General features: G+C 60.2%; 17 protein-coding genes and 2 pseudogenes. 13 read left to right on the top strand and 6 right to left on the bottom strand.

The annotated features are described in order from the left end of the window. Positions 1–44: 44 nt before the first annotated feature. The 4 genes from BUE92_RS11345 (at position 45) to BUE92_RS11330 (ending at position 2,801) form a co-directional block, all read left to right on the top strand. Positions 45–767, top strand: coding sequence for a substrate-binding periplasmic protein (locus BUE92_RS11345; RefSeq protein ID WP_073523734.1), 723 nt, complete (start codon positions 45–47; stop codon positions 765–767). A gap of 218 nt (positions 768–985) precedes the next feature. Continuing rightward, entirely contained in the window at positions 986–1,603 is a 618-nt protein-coding gene (gene ribA / locus BUE92_RS11340) for a GTP cyclohydrolase II (protein ID WP_005791841.1), read from the top strand. Beyond that, positions 1,600–2,019, top strand: coding sequence for an MFS transporter (locus tag BUE92_RS11335; protein WP_073523733.1), 420 nt, complete (start codon positions 1,600–1,602; stop codon positions 2,017–2,019). Before ribA ends, BUE92_RS11335 begins: the two co-directional genes overlap by 4 nt. Then, positions 2,016–2,801 (top strand): cobalamin-binding protein, encoded by a 786-nt coding sequence (locus BUE92_RS11330; RefSeq protein ID WP_073523732.1) that lies wholly within the window; start codon positions 2,016–2,018, stop codon positions 2,799–2,801. Before BUE92_RS11335 ends, BUE92_RS11330 begins: the two co-directional genes overlap by 4 nt. 90 nt (positions 2,802–2,891) lie before the next feature. Here BUE92_RS11330 and BUE92_RS11325 read toward each other — a convergent pair. The 6 genes and pseudogenes from BUE92_RS11325 to BUE92_RS11300 form a co-directional block, all read right to left on the bottom strand. Further along, positions 2,892–4,773 (bottom strand): annotated as a pseudogene (locus BUE92_RS11325) (TonB-dependent receptor domain-containing protein). Positions 4,774–4,910: 137 nt separating this feature from the next. After that, positions 4,911–6,809, bottom strand: coding sequence for a 1-deoxy-D-xylulose-5-phosphate synthase (dxs, locus tag BUE92_RS11320; protein WP_073523731.1), 1,899 nt, complete (start codon positions 6,807–6,809; stop codon positions 4,911–4,913). Between the two features lie 110 nt (positions 6,810–6,919). Further along, positions 6,920–7,807: a (2E,6E)-farnesyl diphosphate synthase gene (gene ispA, locus BUE92_RS11315; RefSeq protein WP_073523730.1), complete on the bottom strand. Its 888-nt coding sequence runs from the start codon at positions 7,805–7,807 to the stop codon at positions 6,920–6,922. After that, entirely contained in the window at positions 7,804–8,046 is a 243-nt protein-coding gene (locus BUE92_RS11310) for an exodeoxyribonuclease VII small subunit (protein ID WP_003194556.1), read from the bottom strand. Before BUE92_RS11310 ends, ispA begins: the two co-directional genes overlap by 4 nt. A 156-nt stretch (positions 8,047–8,202) precedes the next feature. Beyond that, positions 8,203–8,580 carry a MerR family transcriptional regulator gene (locus BUE92_RS11305; protein ID WP_073523729.1) on the bottom strand — a complete coding sequence of 126 codons (378 nt, stop codon included), beginning with the start codon at positions 8,578–8,580 and terminating at the stop codon, positions 8,203–8,205. Further along, entirely contained in the window at positions 8,519–9,163 is a 645-nt protein-coding gene (locus BUE92_RS11300; RefSeq protein WP_073523728.1) for an NAD(P)H-dependent oxidoreductase, read from the bottom strand. The genes BUE92_RS11305 and BUE92_RS11300 overlap by 62 nt, the downstream gene beginning before the upstream one ends. 228 nt (positions 9,164–9,391) lie before the next feature. Between BUE92_RS11300 and BUE92_RS11295 the strand changes: the two are divergent. From BUE92_RS11295 to BUE92_RS11255, 9 genes and pseudogenes are all read left to right on the top strand, one after another. Continuing rightward, positions 9,392–10,412, top strand: a pseudogene (locus BUE92_RS11295) (PDDEXK nuclease domain-containing protein). 228 nt (positions 10,413–10,640) lie between these two features. After that, complete coding sequence (locus BUE92_RS11290) at positions 10,641–11,222, top strand: YjfI family protein (RefSeq protein ID WP_034126864.1); 582 nt, start codon at positions 10,641–10,643, stop codon at positions 11,220–11,222. A gap of 17 nt (positions 11,223–11,239) precedes the next feature. Continuing rightward, positions 11,240–11,938, top strand: coding sequence for a PspA/IM30 family protein (locus BUE92_RS11285; protein ID WP_073523723.1), 699 nt, complete (start codon positions 11,240–11,242; stop codon positions 11,936–11,938). A 156-nt stretch (positions 11,939–12,094) separates the two neighbouring features. Then, positions 12,095–12,655, top strand: coding sequence for a rhomboid family intramembrane serine protease (locus BUE92_RS11280; RefSeq protein WP_073523721.1), 561 nt, complete (start codon positions 12,095–12,097; stop codon positions 12,653–12,655). A 72-nt stretch (positions 12,656–12,727) separates the two neighbouring features. After that, on the top strand, positions 12,728–13,762 hold the full coding sequence (locus tag BUE92_RS11275) for an ion channel (protein ID WP_073523718.1): 1,035 nt from the start codon (positions 12,728–12,730) through the stop codon (positions 13,760–13,762). After that, on the top strand, positions 13,749–14,423 hold the full coding sequence (locus BUE92_RS11270; protein WP_073523716.1) for a DUF2491 family protein: 675 nt from the start codon (positions 13,749–13,751) through the stop codon (positions 14,421–14,423). The genes BUE92_RS11275 and BUE92_RS11270 overlap by 14 nt, the downstream gene beginning before the upstream one ends. A 15-nt stretch (positions 14,424–14,438) precedes the next feature. Next, a complete protein-coding gene (locus BUE92_RS11265) occupies positions 14,439–14,867 on the top strand; it encodes a DUF350 domain-containing protein (protein ID WP_073523714.1) in 429 nt (142 codons plus the stop codon). 18 nt (positions 14,868–14,885) lie between these two features. Beyond that, positions 14,886–15,593, top strand: coding sequence for a DUF1190 domain-containing protein (locus tag BUE92_RS11260; RefSeq protein ID WP_073523713.1), 708 nt, complete (start codon positions 14,886–14,888; stop codon positions 15,591–15,593). Positions 15,594–15,604: 11 nt separating this feature from the next. After that, positions 15,605–16,762 carry a glutathionylspermidine synthase family protein gene (locus BUE92_RS11255; protein WP_073523712.1) on the top strand — a complete coding sequence of 386 codons (1,158 nt, stop codon included), beginning with the start codon at positions 15,605–15,607 and terminating at the stop codon, positions 16,760–16,762. Positions 16,763–16,781: the final 19 nt, after the last annotated feature.

Here is a 16,781-nt window from a genome sequence, read left to right as displayed (position 1 = left end):
TGCGCTACCCTTTATACGATTATCCCGAGTAAGAGGCCGTGACTATGGCTGCATGCCGCTGGCTGCTGATCGTGCTGTGTACCTTCGCTTCCCTGGCCCAGGCGGCTACTCCTGTGCCCGGCAAGATCATGCTGGCCAGCGAGGAGTGGAACGACTACACCAACAAAGATGGCAGCGGCCTGGCCTGGGACCTGTTGCGCCAAGTCTTTGAGCCGGCTGGCATCACCCTGCACACCCGTAGCGTGCCCTACACCCGCTCGATTGGCCTGGCCCAGCGTGGAGAGGTGGATGGTTTTGTCGGTTCCTATCGTGATGAGGTCAGTGGTGTGCTGTACCCCCGCTGGAACTTCGACGCCGATCACGTCTACGCCCTCGGGTTGGCCACTGCGCCGACGCCGACCCTGGCGACCTTGGGCAACTACCGCCTGGCCTGGGTGCGTGGCTATAAATACGAGGGGTACCTGCCCAACGTGCAGCGATTCAACCAGATTGAGCGGCGCAACGGCATTCTGCCGATGTTGCAACACGGTCGCGCCGATTTCTATATCGATGCCCTCACCGAAGCCCAGCACGTGCTCAGGCAGGCGCAAGACCCGGCGCTGTTCAAACTCACTCATATCGCTGAGTTGCCGCTCTACGTAGGCTTTGCCGACACCGAGCGCGGCAGGGCATTGATGGCCGTGTATGACCAGCGTTTGGCCAGCCTGATCAAGACCGGTGAATTGAAAGCGATTTTCGAACGCTGGAAACAGCCCTACCCCTTGTAGGAGCGAGCTTGCTCGCGAAAACCCCATAGACGCCGCGTTGATTCAGAATACCCGCGTCATCGTTGACCACTTTCGCGAGCAAGCTCGCTCCTACATAGAATCAATCCAAAGGCCAATCGAACCTATTGATCTTTATCAGCGATAATTCAGCTTAAGCGTCTGTAGGAACGTGCTGTTACAATGCCCGCCTCTGTGAAATCTGAAATCAGGAGCACACGGTGCCCGTCGTTTTCGTCGCCGCTTCCAAGCTGCCTACCCCTTTTGCCACGTTCACCATGAACGGCTTTCTTGAAGAAGCCACCGGGCGCGAGCACGTTGTGCTCAGCCTCGGCGACATCACGGATGGTGCGCCGGTGCTGGGGCGTGTGCATTCCGAGTGCCTGACCGGCGATGCGCTGTTCAGCCAACGCTGTGACTGCGGCTCGCAACTGGAGGCCGCGCTGCAAGCCATTGCCCGTGAGGGCCGCGGCGTGTTGCTGTACTTGCGTCAGGAAGGCCGGGGCATTGGCCTGTTGAACAAGATTCGTGCCTACGAGCTGCAAGACGGCGGCGCCGACACCGTCGAGGCCAACGAGCGCCTGGGCTTTGCTGCCGACCAGCGCGACTACGCCATCTGCCTGCCGATGCTCGAGCACCTGGGGGTAAAATCCCTGCGGCTGATGACCAACAACCCCCGCAAGGTTAAAGCTCTGACCGAGATGGGCATCACCGTGGCCGAGCGCGTGCCGCTGCACACCGGGCACAACCCGCACAACAAACTCTATCTGGCCACCAAGGCCAGCAAGCTCGACCACATGATGGGCAATGAACATCAGGGCGAGGTTGACCGCGCGTGACCCGTGGCCAGGTGAAACGACGACTGTCCTTCAACTGGTGGCAGTACCTGGCCCTGGCGTTGTTACCCTTGTTCGTGATCAATCTGCTGTTTGGCCGCGCTGGATCCTTCTTGCCCGTATTGGCCATGCCATTCTTCATCGCCGGCGTGGCCTCGATGTTCCTCAGCCTGCGTTATTTTCATGCCTACAAACACGCGCTGATCGCCACCTCCAAAGCCCTTGATACTGCTGACGAACCCGTGGCCTGGATCAGCCTGGCGGCGCGTCGGCGCACGGCGTTGCTGGTTGCAGCGTTACCGGCCTGGATTGGCGCGCTGGCGGTATTCGTCGGCCTGGAGGCGGTGCCGCTGTTTCTGTTGGCGCTGTCGACGCTGGTGCTGTTCTATCTCTATCGCATACCGCGTCAGTTGGGATGAAGCGCTATTGGCTGGCGCTGCTGCTGGTATTCAGTGCCCAAGCGTTGGCGGTCGAGCGGGTTGTCAGCCTGGCCCCGTCACTGTCTGAAATCGTGCTTGAACTGGGTGCCGAGGACTTGCTGGTCGGCGTGCTTGACGGTGGTGACCGCCCGGCGGCGTTGGCGAAGGTGCCCTCGGTCGGGCACTACGGCCAGTTGGACATGGAGCGCCTGCTCAGCCTCAAGCCCGACTTGATCCTGCTGTGGCCTGGCAGCGTCGGCCCGGCCCAGCGCGAGCAGCTCCAGCGGTTGAATATCCCGGTGTACGTCGCCGAACCCCACAGCCTTGAACAACTGACCACTCAGGTGCAGGCCATTGCCGAGCAATTGGGCCGAGCTGAGGCGGGGCGCCAGCGTGTTGCACAATTACGCCAGCGCTTGGCCGAGTTGCGCCAGCGCTACCAGCGGGCGGAGCCGCTGCGGGTGTTTTACCAAGTGTGGAACCAGCCGCTCTATACCGTGGGCGGTGGGCAGATCATCAGCGATGCCCTCAGCATGTGCGGGGCGCGCAATGTGTTTGATGACCTGAAGTTGCCGGCGCCGCAGGTGAATATCGAATCGGTGCTGGCGCGAGACCCCGAGGTGATCCTGGTGGGGGATCAGGCTCAGAAGGAGGCCTGGAAGGCATGGCCAGCGATGGCGGCTCGGGTACGGTTAGTGCCGGACAAGGGCCTGGAGCGGCCCAGCGGGCAGATGTTGGAGGCGGTGGGGCGGTTGTGCCAGGTGATTGCGCCGAACCTGTGACAACGCTATCGCAGGCAAGCCAGCTCCCACAATTGAAATGCATTCTCCTGTGGGAGCTGGCTTGCCTGCGATGACGCCGGTTCAGGCTACTTAGATCTCAGGTGTCCACGTCACCCCAACCATCCACACCCGACCTTCTTCACGATAATTCTGGCTTTCCCCGAGGTAGCTGTACTTCGCCCGTGCGTAAGACTTGTTCAGCACGTTATCCACCTTCAGCGACAACGACACCTCCCGGTTCAACGCCCAGCTGCTGCGCAGCCCCAACAAGGCATAACCGCCCATACGGTTGCGGTTGGTTTCATCGTCGTAGCTGCTGCTGATCGCTTGCCAGCTGGCGCCGAGGCCGAGTTGATCAAATTGCCGGTCCAGATCCAGGTTCACCGTGCGCCGTGCGCCGTGCGCGACGTGCCAGGGTGTGGCCGCTGTCACGGTCACGCGGGTCGATAAGCGACAGGCCCAGGTTGCCCTGCCAGCCAAACAGTTCCTGCTTGAGCGCCGCTTCAAAGCCGTTGATCCGCGCCGACGCCACGTTTTGCGGCTTGCCTGCGTCAAGGATGATCGCGTCGCTCAGGTCGGTGCGATACAGCGAGGCTTCCAGGCGTGTGCTGTCGCTCAGTTGGCTGCGCCATTGCAGCTCGTAGCTCTTTGAGGTCTCGGGCTGCAGGTTGGGGTTGCTGTACTGCGTGTCGGGGTAATAGAGGTCGTTGAAGGTCGGCGCCCGGAAGCCTTCGCTGTAGCTCAAGAGCAGGTCATTGTCAGGGTTGACCGGCACGGTCAGGGTGCCGCTCCAACTATTCTGGCCACCGAACTGCTGGTTCTGGTCGCGGCGCAGGCCCAGCTCGGTGGAAAACCACTGGCTATGGAAGCGATGCTGCACGAAAGCCGCCCGGTTCCAGCGGCTGTTCTCGGTAAAGGTGGTGGAGCCGTGGAAACGGTCTTCGTACCAGTCGCCGCCGACGATCAGGCTGTTTTGCTCATCCAGGGTCAGGTCGTTCTGCCAATTGACCGAGTCGCGGTAGGTGTTGAATGCACTGTAATCATCGCTGAGGGTATCGCGCTTGGTGTCGCGGTTTTCAGTGTGGCCCAGCTCCAGGCGCGACTGCCAGCTGTCATTGAGCTTGGCATCGAGATAGCCGCTGGCGCTGCTCACGGTGTAGTCAGTGTAGGGTTTCTGGCCGAAGCTCTGCCCGGTGGCGCCGTCGTAGCGGCCATAACTGTTGTCGTACTCCGACTTGCCACGGTTATCCAACAGGTTGAAACCCACCTCCAGCTCTTCGCTGAACGAATGGCTGAGGTTCAGGCTGATGGACTGGTTGCGGTAGGCATCATGGTCGCCGTCACTGGGGAACGACGCGTGGCTCGCGTTGATGCCAGCGGTTTCATCCAGGCTCGCGCCCAGGTTGAAGCGCGTGTGTTCATCGCCGCCCGACAGGCCCAGGCTGCGTTCCCAGGTCTGGTTGCTGCCAAAGCCCAGTTTCAAGCGCGGCTGCAAGCCTTGCTCGGCATTGCGCCGGGTGAACACCTGAATCACCCCGCCAATCGCATCGCTGCCGTAGATCACCGAACGCGAACCGCGCAGCACTTCCACTCGTTCAATCTGATCGACGTTGAGGTATTGCAGGCCGCTGTCGCCGGAGGTGGTGTTGGCGATGCGCTGGCCGTCCACCAGCACTAGGCTCTGCGCAGACTTGGTACCGCGAATGAAGATGCCCGGCAAACTGCCACGCCCACCGGTTGGCGCAACTTGCACGCCGGGCACGCGGCTGAGCAGGTCGGTGACGCTGGTGGGTTGCAGGCGGTCGATGTCGGCGCGGGTGAAGACGGTGTTGGCGGCGCTGCTGTCATTACGCGCCTGGACTTGGCGGTTGGCGCTGATGACCACGTCGGAGAGCTTCAGAGCCTGGTCGCGGGTGTCGGCGAGCAGGTCAGCGCAGGGGAGCAGCAGCAGGGCAAGGCACAGGCGTTTCATGGGCTGTCCATAGCATTCGAAGGTCATGCAAAACCACTGTGGGAGCTGGCTTGCCTGCGATAGCGGTGTATCTGACACATTATTAGCGAATGTGCCGCCGTCATCGCAGGTAAGCCAGCTCCCACATTTTGGGCTGATTACAGATTCAGTAGCGCCAGGCGCTCGCGAACGGACGCCTCGATACCCGCCTCATCCAACCCGCATTCAGCCAGCATCTGCGCCGGCTTGGCGTGTTCGACGTACACATCCGGCAAGCCCAGGTGCAGCACCGACTTGAGGATGTTCTCCCGCGCCAGGAACTCGCTGACTGCAGCACCGGCGCCGCCCATGATGGCGTTTTCTTCGACGGTCACCAGCAGCTCATGGCCAGCGGCGATCTCGCGCACCAACGCTTCATCCAGTGGCTTGACGAACCGCATGTCGACCACCGTGGCGTCGATCTTCTCAGCGACTTTCAAGGCTTCGGCCAGCTGCACGCCAAACACCAGGAATGCAGTTTTGCTGCCTTGACGACGCACGATGCCTTTACCGATTTCAATCGGCTCCAGGTCTTTTTCGATCACGGCGTTCGGGCCGGTGCCTCGCGGATACCGCACAGCGGCCGGGCCGTTGTACAGGTGGCCGGTGCTGAGCATCTTGCGCAGTTCGTTCTCGTCACTCGGTGTCATCACCAGCATGCCGGGGATGCAACGCAGGTACGACAGGTCGAAACTGCCGGCATGGGTCGGGCCGTCTTCGCCCACCAGGCCGGCGCGGTCGATGGCGAACAGGACGTCGAGGTTCTGCACCGCCACATCGTGCACCAGTTGGTCATAGCCGCGTTGCAGGAAGGTGGAGTAGATCGCCACCACCGGCTTGGCGCCTTCGCAGGCCATGCCGGCCGCGAAGGTCACGGCGTGTTGCTCGGCAATCGCCACGTCGAAGTAACGCAGCGGGAAACGCTCGCTGAACGCCACCAGGTCGGAGCCTTCCTTCATCGCGGGGGTAACACCCACCAGGCGCGGGTCGGCGGCGGCCATGTCGCACAGCCACTCGCCAAACACCCCGGAATACTTCGGCCCGCCGGCCTTTTTCGGCGCGGCGGCGGGGGCATCGAGGGGTTCGAGCTTGGTGATCGCGTGGTAACCAATCGGGTCGACTTCCGCCGGAGCGAAACCTTTGCCTTTTTTGGTGACGATATGCAGGAATTGCGGGCCCTTGAGGTCGCGCATGTTGCGCAACGTAGCGATCAGGGTGGGCAGGTCGTGGCCGTCGATAGGGCCGATATAGTTCCAGCCCAGCTCTTCGAACAGGGTGCCGGGTACCAGCATGCCCTTGGCATATTCTTCGGTGCGACGCGCGATTTCCCACGCGCCAGGCAGGCGCGACAGCACTTTCTTGCTGCCTTCGCGCATGCTGGCGTAGGTACGGCTGGAGAGGATCTTCGCCAGGTAATTGGACAGGCCACCCACGTTGCGCGAAATCGACATGTCATTGTCGTTGAGGATCACCAACATGTTGGCATCCACTTCCGGCGCATGGTTCAGCGCTTCGAAGGCCATGCCTGCGGTCAGGGCGCCATCACCAATCACCGCAATCGCCTTGCGCTCACTGCCTTGCAGGCGGGCGGCAATCGCCATGCCCAGTGCTGCACTGATCGAGGTGCTGGAATGGCCGACGCCAAAGGTGTCGTACTCGCTTTCGGAACGACGCGGGAAAGCGGCGACACCGTCCTTCTGGCGCAGCGTGCTCATGCGCTCGCGACGGCCGGTGAGGATTTTATGCGGATACGCCTGGTGGCCCACGTCCCACACCAGCCGGTCGTCCGGGGTGTCGAACACGTAATGCAAGGCGATGGTCAGCTCGATCACGCCCAGCCCGGCACCAAAATGCCCACCGGTCTGGCCGACCGTGTAGAGCAATTCCAGGCGCAGCTCATCGGCCAGGGTTTCCAGCTCGGCTTCACCCAGTCGACGCAGGCCGTCCGGCGTGGCAGCGCGGTCGAGCAGGGGCGTAGACGGGCGTTTGCGGGGAATCTCTTGAAACGTCGTGGGCATCAGGCGAATCGTTATAGGTATAGAAGAGGCGGCAGTTTACCTCAAGCCGTGCAAACTGCCCACGCAGAGGGCCTAACTTGGCCGATATGCGGCGCAAATGGCCGCGGCTGTCAGTGGCGACGTTCGACGATATACCGCGCCAGGTCACGCAGTGGCTCGGCCGCCGCGTCGAAAGGTCGCAGGGCATCCAGGGCCTGATCGCGCAGCTCGACGGCATACGCCTTGGCGGCTTGCAGCCCCAGCAATGCAGGATAAGTCGGCTTGTCCCGTGCGATATCGGCGCCTTGGCGTTTGCCCAGGGTGGCGGTGTCACTTTCCACGTCGAGAATATCGTCCTGCACCTGGAAGGCCAGGCCGATAGCGCGGGAGTAGGTCTGCAGGGCCGCCAATTGCTCGGCGCCGGCGCGGCCACTGGCCAGGGCGCCCAACTGCACGGCCGCCTCAATCAGCGCGCCGGTCTTGTGGCGATGCATGTGTTCCAGGGCTTTTTGATCCAGCTTGAGGCTGACCGAGCCCATGTCGATGGCTTGCCCGCCAACCATGCCGGCCGGGCCTGCGGCGTGGGCCAGGGCGGTGACCATGCGCAGGCGGATCTCGGCGTTGACGCTGCTCAAACGCGGGTCCAGCAATGCGCTGAACGCCAGGCTCTGCAAGCCATCACCGGCCAGGATCGCATACGCCTCGTCGAAGGCTTTGTGGGTGGTGGGCTGGCCGCGCCGCAGATCGTCGTCGTCCATGGCTGGCAAATCGTCATGCACCAGGGAATAAGCGTGGATCAACTCCACCGCACACGCTGCGCCATTGGCCTCGGCCGCCGGCGCTCCCAGGGCTTCGCAGGCCGCATAGGCCAGCAACGGGCGCACCCGCTTGCCACCATTCATCACGCTGTAGCGCATGGCTGCATAGAGGCGCGTCATTTCCGGGCTTGGCGCAACAAACAGGGGCTCCAGCGCGGCATTCACCCGGGCTTGGCTACTGGCCTGATACGCGCTGATCATTCCGGCTGTTCCGCATCGAAAGGTTCTTCGGCCAACTCCCCGTCACGCTCCAGCAACACCTGGACCTTCTGCTCCGCCTGCGCCAACGCGCTCTGACAGTCGCGGGTCAGGCCGATGCCTTGCTCAAACGCCGTCAACGAGTCTTCCAGCGACAACTCGCCGTTCTCCAGACGCTCCACCAGGGCTTGCAGGTCGGCGAGGGATTGTTCGAAATCGAGTGCAACTTTTTTGCGGGCCATGGCGGCAATTCCGGTAGACGGTAAACCGGCGCGACACTAGCAGACATGGGGGATTGGGGCAAATGAGTGGCGCACACACGGTGGTGTGAGCCGATTGATAGGTTTATTCGGCTCACCCAATGAGCCGATTAGCGACCTTATTCGGCTCACCGAGTCTCAGCTTGCCTTCGTGGCGACCGAGCACTCCCCCTGCGCCGCTTTCAATTGGGCCTCGAAGACCAATAAACCCCGATGCATATTCTGCAATGCCACAATTTGCATGGCTAACGCTTGCTTCTTATTGGCGATGGCTTGATCAGCCTTGTCCCAAGGAAGCGCATCACCCTCGTACCCCTGCAAAATCTCCTTTAATTCCTTGAGCTTGAACCCCAGATGTTGCGCGCACTTTATAAACAGCAGCCGCTCGACACTCTGCGCGGTATAAACACGATAACCGCCCTCACGCGCAGGTGCTGGCATCAGCCCGATCGCCTCATAGTGACGAATCGCCTTGATGGTCGTGCCGGACAACTGCGCGGCTTTGCCGATGTACATGAAAACTCCCTTTTTCAAATAGTGCGCCGGCCTGTTTCAGCCACTTGGCCCGCTGCGTCAGCGAAGAGCCCAGCACCGGCCCCAACAGCAGCGTTTTGCTCGTCGCGATGCCGCACAGCGCCAGCGTGGTGCGCCGCATTTGGTGGATGGCCGGCATGCGATAAACCCAGCGGTAATACCACGGCGGCGTGTCGAGGGTCACTAACAAGTGCGCGGTTCTGCCCTTTAATAACTTGTCTGGGAATGCCTTGCCTGCGCGGTATTTGAAGGCAAAGCCGGGTAGGAAAACGCGGTCGATAAAGCCCTTCATCAGTGCCGGGATACCGCCCCACCAGACAGGGAACACCCACGCCAGGTGCTCGGCCCAAAGGATGGCGGACTGGGCGCTGAGCAAGTCGGGCTCCAGCGTCTGTGCCTTGGTATAGCCATGATTAAGGATGGGGTCGAACCTGAGATCACCCAGGCGCAGGACGCGGACTTCGTGACCGGCCGTTTTAGCGGCGTGGATATATGTGTGCGCGAGGGCGGAACAAAAGCTATCGGCGGACGGGTGGCCGAGAATGACCAGAATGCGCTGACTCATGGTGATAGGTCCTGAAAAGGGCATTCAGGGTAGGGGTTGCCGTATAGGGGAGAGTCAAGGGGCAGGGCTAATGCCATTGCCGTTTTTCGACTGACTGGCAAAGGGCTTTATCAGGTGCCAGCAGGACCTTTCTGTGAGGTACGCGGGACCCTTCCTGAAGTGGTCATGAACGCTTGTGACGGTACTGTGGGCTGGCTAGCCTGCCGAAAACACCAGAGTAAAAAAGGCATGAGCGAAACTTCTATCGGGTTGATCGCGCCTCCTGAGGGCTACGGCGATTGGCTGACAGACCTCAAGGGCCGTATCCATCAGGCGCAACAACGTGCGTCAATTGCAGTCAATCGTGAGCTGGTGCTGCTCTACTGGCAGCTGGGACACGATATTTTGACGCGTCAGCACGCTCAAGGCTGGGGTAGCAAAGTGATCGACCGCCTTGCGCAAGATCTGCGGGCGGCCTTTCCTGACATCAAGGGTTTTTCGCCGCGTAATCTGAAGTACATGCGTGCTTTTGCCGAGGCTTGGCCGGATTCGGAATTTGTGCAAGAGGTGCTTGCACAATTGCCTTGGTACCATCAAATCGCGCTTTTGGACAAACTTCCCGGCCCTGAAACGCGACGTTGGTACGCCATCCAAACGATCAAACATAGTTGGTCGCGCAACACCTTGGTGATGCACATTGAAAACCGCCTGTTGGAACGCAGTGAGCAACTTCGAAAGCCATCTGCCCAAAGCGCAATCCGACCTGGCGCGCGAGTCCCTCAAGGACCCGTACCGCTTTGATTTCCTCAGCCTGGGTCAGAATGCACAAGAGCGCGAGATCGAGAATGCCCTGATCAAGCATGTCACTGACTTCTTGTTGGAGTTGGGCGCAGGTTTTGCTTTCGTAGGTCGGCAAGTGCTGCTGAGTGTTGGCGGCGATGAGTTCTTCATTGACCTATTGTTCTATCACCTGAAGCTGCGTTGCTATGTGGTGATCGAACTCAAGGCAGGCAAGTTCAAGCCCGAGCATCTGGGCAAATTGAGCTTCTATCTTGCGGCGGTGGATGCCGAGATAAAGCACCCACAGGACGGCCCGACTATCGGCCTCTTGTTGTGCAAGGGTAAAAATGAAGTGGTGGCTGAATACGCACTGCGCGATAACAACCGACCTATTGGTGTGGCGGAATATCAACTGATGGAGTCTTTGCCAGCCGAACTGCAATCGAGCTTGCCTAGCATCGAGCAAATCGAGCGAGAGTTGGCGGGGTAGGCAGGGTCTTTTCGGTGGTTGAAAAATGTAAGGAAAAATCTCACGCGTGAGCTATTGAGTACCTTGCGGATTGCCTGTAGATTTTCTCACGCGTGAGCTTTTCACAGCGAGGTCAGTACCATGAACAGCAGCTCTCCATCGAGCCCATCAACTGGGCCCGATACCGATTCAGCAAGCCTCAAGGGAGAGCGCTTGAAACCGCCCGCAAAAAAGCCGTCGAGCTTTTACATGAAGCAGATGCGTGCGGGGCTGGCGGCGGCCGGTTATGTGAAACACGAGACTTGGGTGCTTCCCGAAAATCGAAGCCTGCTCAAGCAAATGGAGAAACAGCTACGCCAACCGATCCTGGCTGGCTCATTCATGTCGGAGAATTTCATGAGCGCAGGTACTAACTGGAATATCGATCGCCTCTTCAGTGCTCTCCAGGCGCTGGATGACGTGACATCCAATGACATTACGCTTTCTCTCGTCCAAGGCTCCGAGTCCAGCATCAAGCTGGAGATGAACGACTTTGGTGGCTTGCCGATTTACATCGCGGTGGTGGGCGAGCAAATCATCGTGGATACCGTCCTGGTCGACGCCGAGTCCATCAACGATGTCGCGAAATTCAACGACGCCGTGCTGCGCAGTCGGGAGATGTTCCCGTTGTCGTCCATCGGCATCGAGTCCATGCCGAACGGGCAGGTGGTTTACAACATGTTCGGTGCGCTCAGCTCCGACTCCAGCCTGACCAACATCGTGACCGAGGTGAAAACCCTGGTTGATAACGTGCAGCGCGCCAGCGAAGCCTTTGAACGTTTCTTCATTTAATTATTCGGGAAAATCCAATGACTCAGTCCATCTGGAGCAAATTGTTCACCGCGCTGCGTGGCGGTGCCAGCGAAGTCGGCGAATCGATCGTCGACCAACAGGCCCTGCGCATCCTTGACCAGGAAATTCGCGATGCAGACAACGCCTTGGCCAACGCCAAGCGTGAGCTGGTAAGCATCATGGCCAAGCACAAACTGGCGGCTGATCGTGTTGGCGAGTACGACGCCAAGATCAAAGACCTGGAATCCAAGGCGATGGCCGCAATCCAGGCCAACCGTGAAGACCTCGCCCTGGAAGTGGCCGAAGCTATTTCGACCCTGACCAACGAGCGGGACGTGGAGCAAAAGCAGACCACCGAGTTCGGTGGGTACGCTGAAAGCATGCGCAAAGACATCACCAAGGCCGAGAGCCGCATCAAAAGCCTGCGCCAGCAAGTGGACATGGCCAAGGCTCGCGACAGCGTGCAAAAGGCCCAGGTCAGTGCCTCCATTGCCAGCGGCGGTGCCAACGGCAAGCTGGAAACTGCCGTCGGTACGCTCAATCGCTTGCAGGCCAAGCAGCAGCAACGTGCCGCTGAGCTGCAAGCCCAGGATGAGCTGGCTGAAGCGTCGACGGGGACAGACCTGGAACGCAAACTGCGCGATGCCGGCATCACGCCGAACGAAGGCAGTGCCAATGCGATTCTGGAGCGTCTGAAGCAAAAGTCGGCTGAGTAAGCAACGCAGGTCAGTTAAGCCTGCAACTCTGTGGCGAGGGAGCTTGCTCCCGCTGGGCTGCGCAGCAGTCCTGTTTTTGGGGCCGCTTCGCGCCCCAGCGGGAGCAAGCTCCCTCGCCACAGTGGCAGTGCCCTTCTTTTGTATGTTGAGGTCAGGATGAACGCCTTGAAGGGTTTCAAGACAATCGCAGGCCTGGCCCTCTTCATGGTCGCGCTGCAACTGCTCAATGTGGCGACCGGTTACAGCCTCATGGCATTCGGGCTAATCCCGAGAACAATGCAGGGCCTGTTCGGCATCCTCACCTCACCGTTTTTGCACGCCTCCTTCGCCCACCTGAGCGCCAACCTGGTTGCCTTTGTGATCCTGGGCTCTCTGGTCATCATCGAAGGGGTCAACCGGTTCATCGCCGTCAGTGCCATCGTCATTCTGCTGGGTGGCTTGTTGGTCTGGCTGTTTGGTTTTTCAGGCGTACACGTCGGCGCCAGCGGCTGGGTGTTCGGGCTATGGGCCTACCTGCTGTCTCGCGCCTGGTTCCACAGAAGCTGGGGCAACCTGCTAACAGCCGCTGTCGTGGCTTTGCTGTATGGCGGCCTGATCGTTGGCTTCCTTCCCCGGCAGGGCGTTTCCTTCGAAGGTCATCTGTTTGGTGCGCTCGCCGGATTTATTGCAGCCAAGGTACTTCTATCCACGCCTCGCAGCGGGTTTAATGCCGGGTGAACGCACTTGAGCATCCAGACGCCGAGGCGATGCTGTCGTCAGGATTCAAGTACCCAGGGAGCCAGGGGCTAAATGTCGATTTTCCTACTGTTACGCATGTACGCCTCGTCCCTCTTTCACCGCTTCGGTTGGGCAGGCCTGATCGTTGCCCTGGGTGTCCACCTGAGCACGGCTTACTTGGGCCTGGTGTTGCTGGGCGAACAACACCTCACTGCCCTCGCTACGTTTATCTACTTCTATCTCACTACCACACTCACCGTCGGCTATGGCGACCTCGCACCGCAGACCTCGGCGGGGCGAATTTTCGTGGCTGCCTGGGTCATGCTCGGGGGCATTGCGCTGCTCACGGCAGCCATCGGCAAAACCACCAGCAGTGTTATCGATGCATGGAGAAAAGGCATGAAGGGCAAAGGTGATTTCACCGGCAAGGTCGGCCATACCGTGCTGATCGGCTGGGAGGGCGCGTCCAGCGAGCGGGTGATTGAGTTGTTGCTGCAAGACGAAACCTCGAACGACAACCTGATCGTGATCTGCGATTGCAGCCTTGAAGAAAACCCGATGCCGGGCAAAGCGGCGTTCATCCGCGGCGAAAGCCTGTCCTCCACCGCACTGTTGCTGCGTGCCGGTGTGCCCGGTGCCGAGCGTGTGCTGGTGCGAACCCCGTCTGATGACCTGACGCTGGCCACCGTGCTGGCGGTGAACCAACTGAGCCCCGTCGGGCATGTGGTCGCCCACTTCAACGAAAGTGAAATCGCCGCACTCGCGAGCTCCTACGCTCCGCGCCTGGAGTGCACGTCCAGCATGGCGATCGAAATGCTGGTGCGCGCCTCCCAGGATCCGGGCTCGTCGGTGGTCATCAATGAGTTGCTGTGCGTGGGGCAGGGCGCCACCCAGTACCTGATGAAATTGCCCGATGCCTTTGAGGCAACGTTCGGCGAGCTGTACACGCAGATGAAGGAGCGCCACAACGCCACCCTCATCGGCTATCGCGCCAAAGGTGTTCAGCAGCCGTCGATCAACCCGCCCAGTGCCACGCAGGTCAAAGGCGGCGAACTCTTCTACATCGCTTCCACTCGCCTTAAGGAAATCTCCCATGGGATGGCTTAAACAGTTGATGGGGCTTGAGGCCCCAAAAGCCACTACCGACTCGAACCGGACCGCCAGCTCAAGCCTACCTGCTACCGGTCCTTTGGGCCTGGCGCCGGGCAAGGGCGTGATGTTTGACACGACCCTGAAATTGTTGCTCGATGAAAAAACCAACGTGGTGATCCCCGGCTCCCAGGAAATCTGGAGCAATGGCACCATCGACCTCGGCCAGTCCACCTGGCTGTCGCGCTATTACATGAACGACGAAGATTATTGGTTGCAGGTGCACACCACCGGCCAGATAGCGGGCCAGGTCGAGTCAGTGATTCTGTTCAACTACCTCAGTTACGTCACCATCAGCAGTGAAGCGGAACTGCGCAGGCTGGCGGGCCCACAGAGCCTGATCGGGCTGCCGACCTACACCCACGACGGCGTCGAGTTCTTCCGGGAGTGGGGCAGCGAGGACGGCCAGACCGAATTGGTGGCGATGAGCGAACAGGTCACCAGCCCGGAGGCTACCTACAGCGTCGAGCACCGTTCGATGCTATACGCCCGCGACACCGGCCTGACCGACCGTCGAGAGTTCCTGCTGTTCTCCGTCGAAGAAGATGCCGAAGGCACCATCAGCCTGAGCACATCCCTTGGAATTTCGCTGTATACCACCGACCTGACTACGCTCTAAAAAAGGAAGCCGTCCATGCTAGAAGCACTCTCCATCTCCCTCAACAAAGCTGCCGTGCTCGGCTTTGTCCTCTACATCCTGGGGGCTGCGGTACTGTTCGCGCTGTTCCAGTTCATCTACACCCGCATCACCCCGCACAAAGAGTTCGAACTGATCCGTGCGGGCAACACCTCCGCAGCGGTCGCCCTGGGCGGTGCCATCGTCGGTTTCGCCATTCCGGCCAGCAACGTGATTGCCTATTCGATCAACCTTCTCGACTTCATCGTCTGGGCCGTGATCGCCGCCGTCGTCCAGCTGCTGGCGTTCCTGCTGACCAGCCTGGTGCTCAAAGGCACGTCAGAGCGCATCAAGAAGGGCGAACTGGCGGCCGGTATCTACGTGGCCGCGGTGGCCATCAGCGTCGGCATGCTGAATGCCGCGTGCATGACGCCCACCTCGAACTGATTGCCCACGGAGCTCCCGATGAAACGAAGCAAGTACGTCCAGCTGTCGCTGGCAGCGTCGGTCGCCATGGCGATATCCGGCTGCGGCCCAACGGAAAAAACCTACGACCTGCAAAAGAAGTACAACTTCCAGTCGGTACAGCAATGCGCCGATGAAAAGCTTCCGGTAGACGTCTGCTCGGACGCCTACATGACGGCCATGGCCGAGCATCGCCGCATTGCGCCGGTGTATGACAGCCAGGCCGATTGCGACGCCGACTTTGTCGCCGACTGGTGCCAGCAAGACTCCACCGGCAAATTCATCCCACGGTTGGGTGGTTTCGAACTGACCGCCGAAGGCCAGGTGACCCAATCCCAGGTCGATGCTGCCAATCAAGCGGCTAACGCTCAGGCAAGCGGCGGCGGCTCAGGCTTCTCCACCAGCAGCCTGCTGACCGGCCTGCTGATCGGCAACATGCTGAGCAGCAACCGCAACAGCTACCGCTCGGAACCGGTGTACCGCTATCGCGATGATCGCGGCAACTACGGCAACTCGACGCTCAACCAACGCGTCTCCAATGGGGCGACCTTTGGCCGCTCCAACCAGGCCCGGTACGGCAGCAGCAATTACACCAGCACGCTGCGCTCTACCACCCAGTCGAGCTCCGTTTCATCGGCCACCTCCCGGGGCGGCTTCGGCAGCAAGGCCAGCGCACGCAGCGGCTGGGGCGGCGGGTCGAGCAGCTAAGGAAACCGGCCATGAAGAAGATCCAATGCGCAGAGCGTCATGACTGGAAACACACCGCCGAGAGCCTTGGCTTCCTGTTCCATACCATCGACGACGAACCTTACTGGGACGAAAGCGCGTACTACCAGTTCACGCTCAAGCAAATCGAGCGCGACCTCGAAGACCCGACCACCGAGATCCATGACATGTGCATGGACCTCGTCGCCCGCGTGGTCCACAGCGAAGAACTGCTTGAACGCCTGAGCATCCCCGCAGCCTTCTACGACATGATCCGAACCTCATGGCTCGAAGGTCACCCGCACCTGTACGGGCGCATGGACTTCTCCTACAACGGCAGCGGGCCCGCCAAGTTGCTGGAGCTCAACTACGACACCCCCACCAGCCTCTACGAGGCTGCGGCGTTTCAGTGGGGCTGGTTGGAACAATGCATTGAACGCGGCTTGCTGCCCAAGCGCGCCGACCAGTTCAACAGCATCGACACCAAACTGCATCAGGCCTTCGCTCAACTGCAGATCAACCAGCCGTTCTACTTCGCCTCGATGAAAGACTCGATCGAAGACAAAGGCACCACCGACTACCTGCGCCTAGTTGCCGAAAAGGTCGGCATCGAATCCCGCCACATCGACATCGAAGACATCGGCCTGACCCACGAAGGCCGCTTCGTCGACCTTGAAGATCGCTGGATCCCTCACCTGTTCAAACTGCACGCCTGGGAGTTCATCTTCCACGAACCCTTTGGGGCCGCGATTGCCCAGAGCGACACACAGTTCTTCGAGCCCGCGTGGAAATCCATCCTCTCCAACAAAGGCATCCTGCCGCTGCTGTGGGAATTCAACAAAGGCCACCCCAACCTGCTCGCGTCCCACCTGGACACCGACCCAAACAAAGCCGTGCCGAAGGGCTGGGTGCGCAAACCGTTTTTCTCACGGGAAGGGGCGAACATCGAACTGCAAACCGCCGACGGCCTGATCGTAAAAGAAGACGGCCCCTACACGGATGCGCCGTTCATCCTTCAAGAGTTTGCACCGCTGCCGAAATTTGGTGACAGCTACACGCTGATCGGTTCTTGGGTAATTGGCGACCAGGCCGCCGGCATCGGTGTACGTGAGGACAATAGCTTGATCACCAAGGACTCAAGCCGGTTTCTACCGCACTTGATCCTTGATTAAGGAAGTCTGTTGATCGTTC

The organism is Pseudomonas fluorescens (assembly GCF_001902145.1).
Taxonomy (GTDB): domain Bacteria; phylum Pseudomonadota; class Gammaproteobacteria; order Pseudomonadales; family Pseudomonadaceae; genus Aquipseudomonas; species Aquipseudomonas fluorescens_BV.
This window is presented reverse-complemented; position numbering and strand designations above follow the sequence as displayed.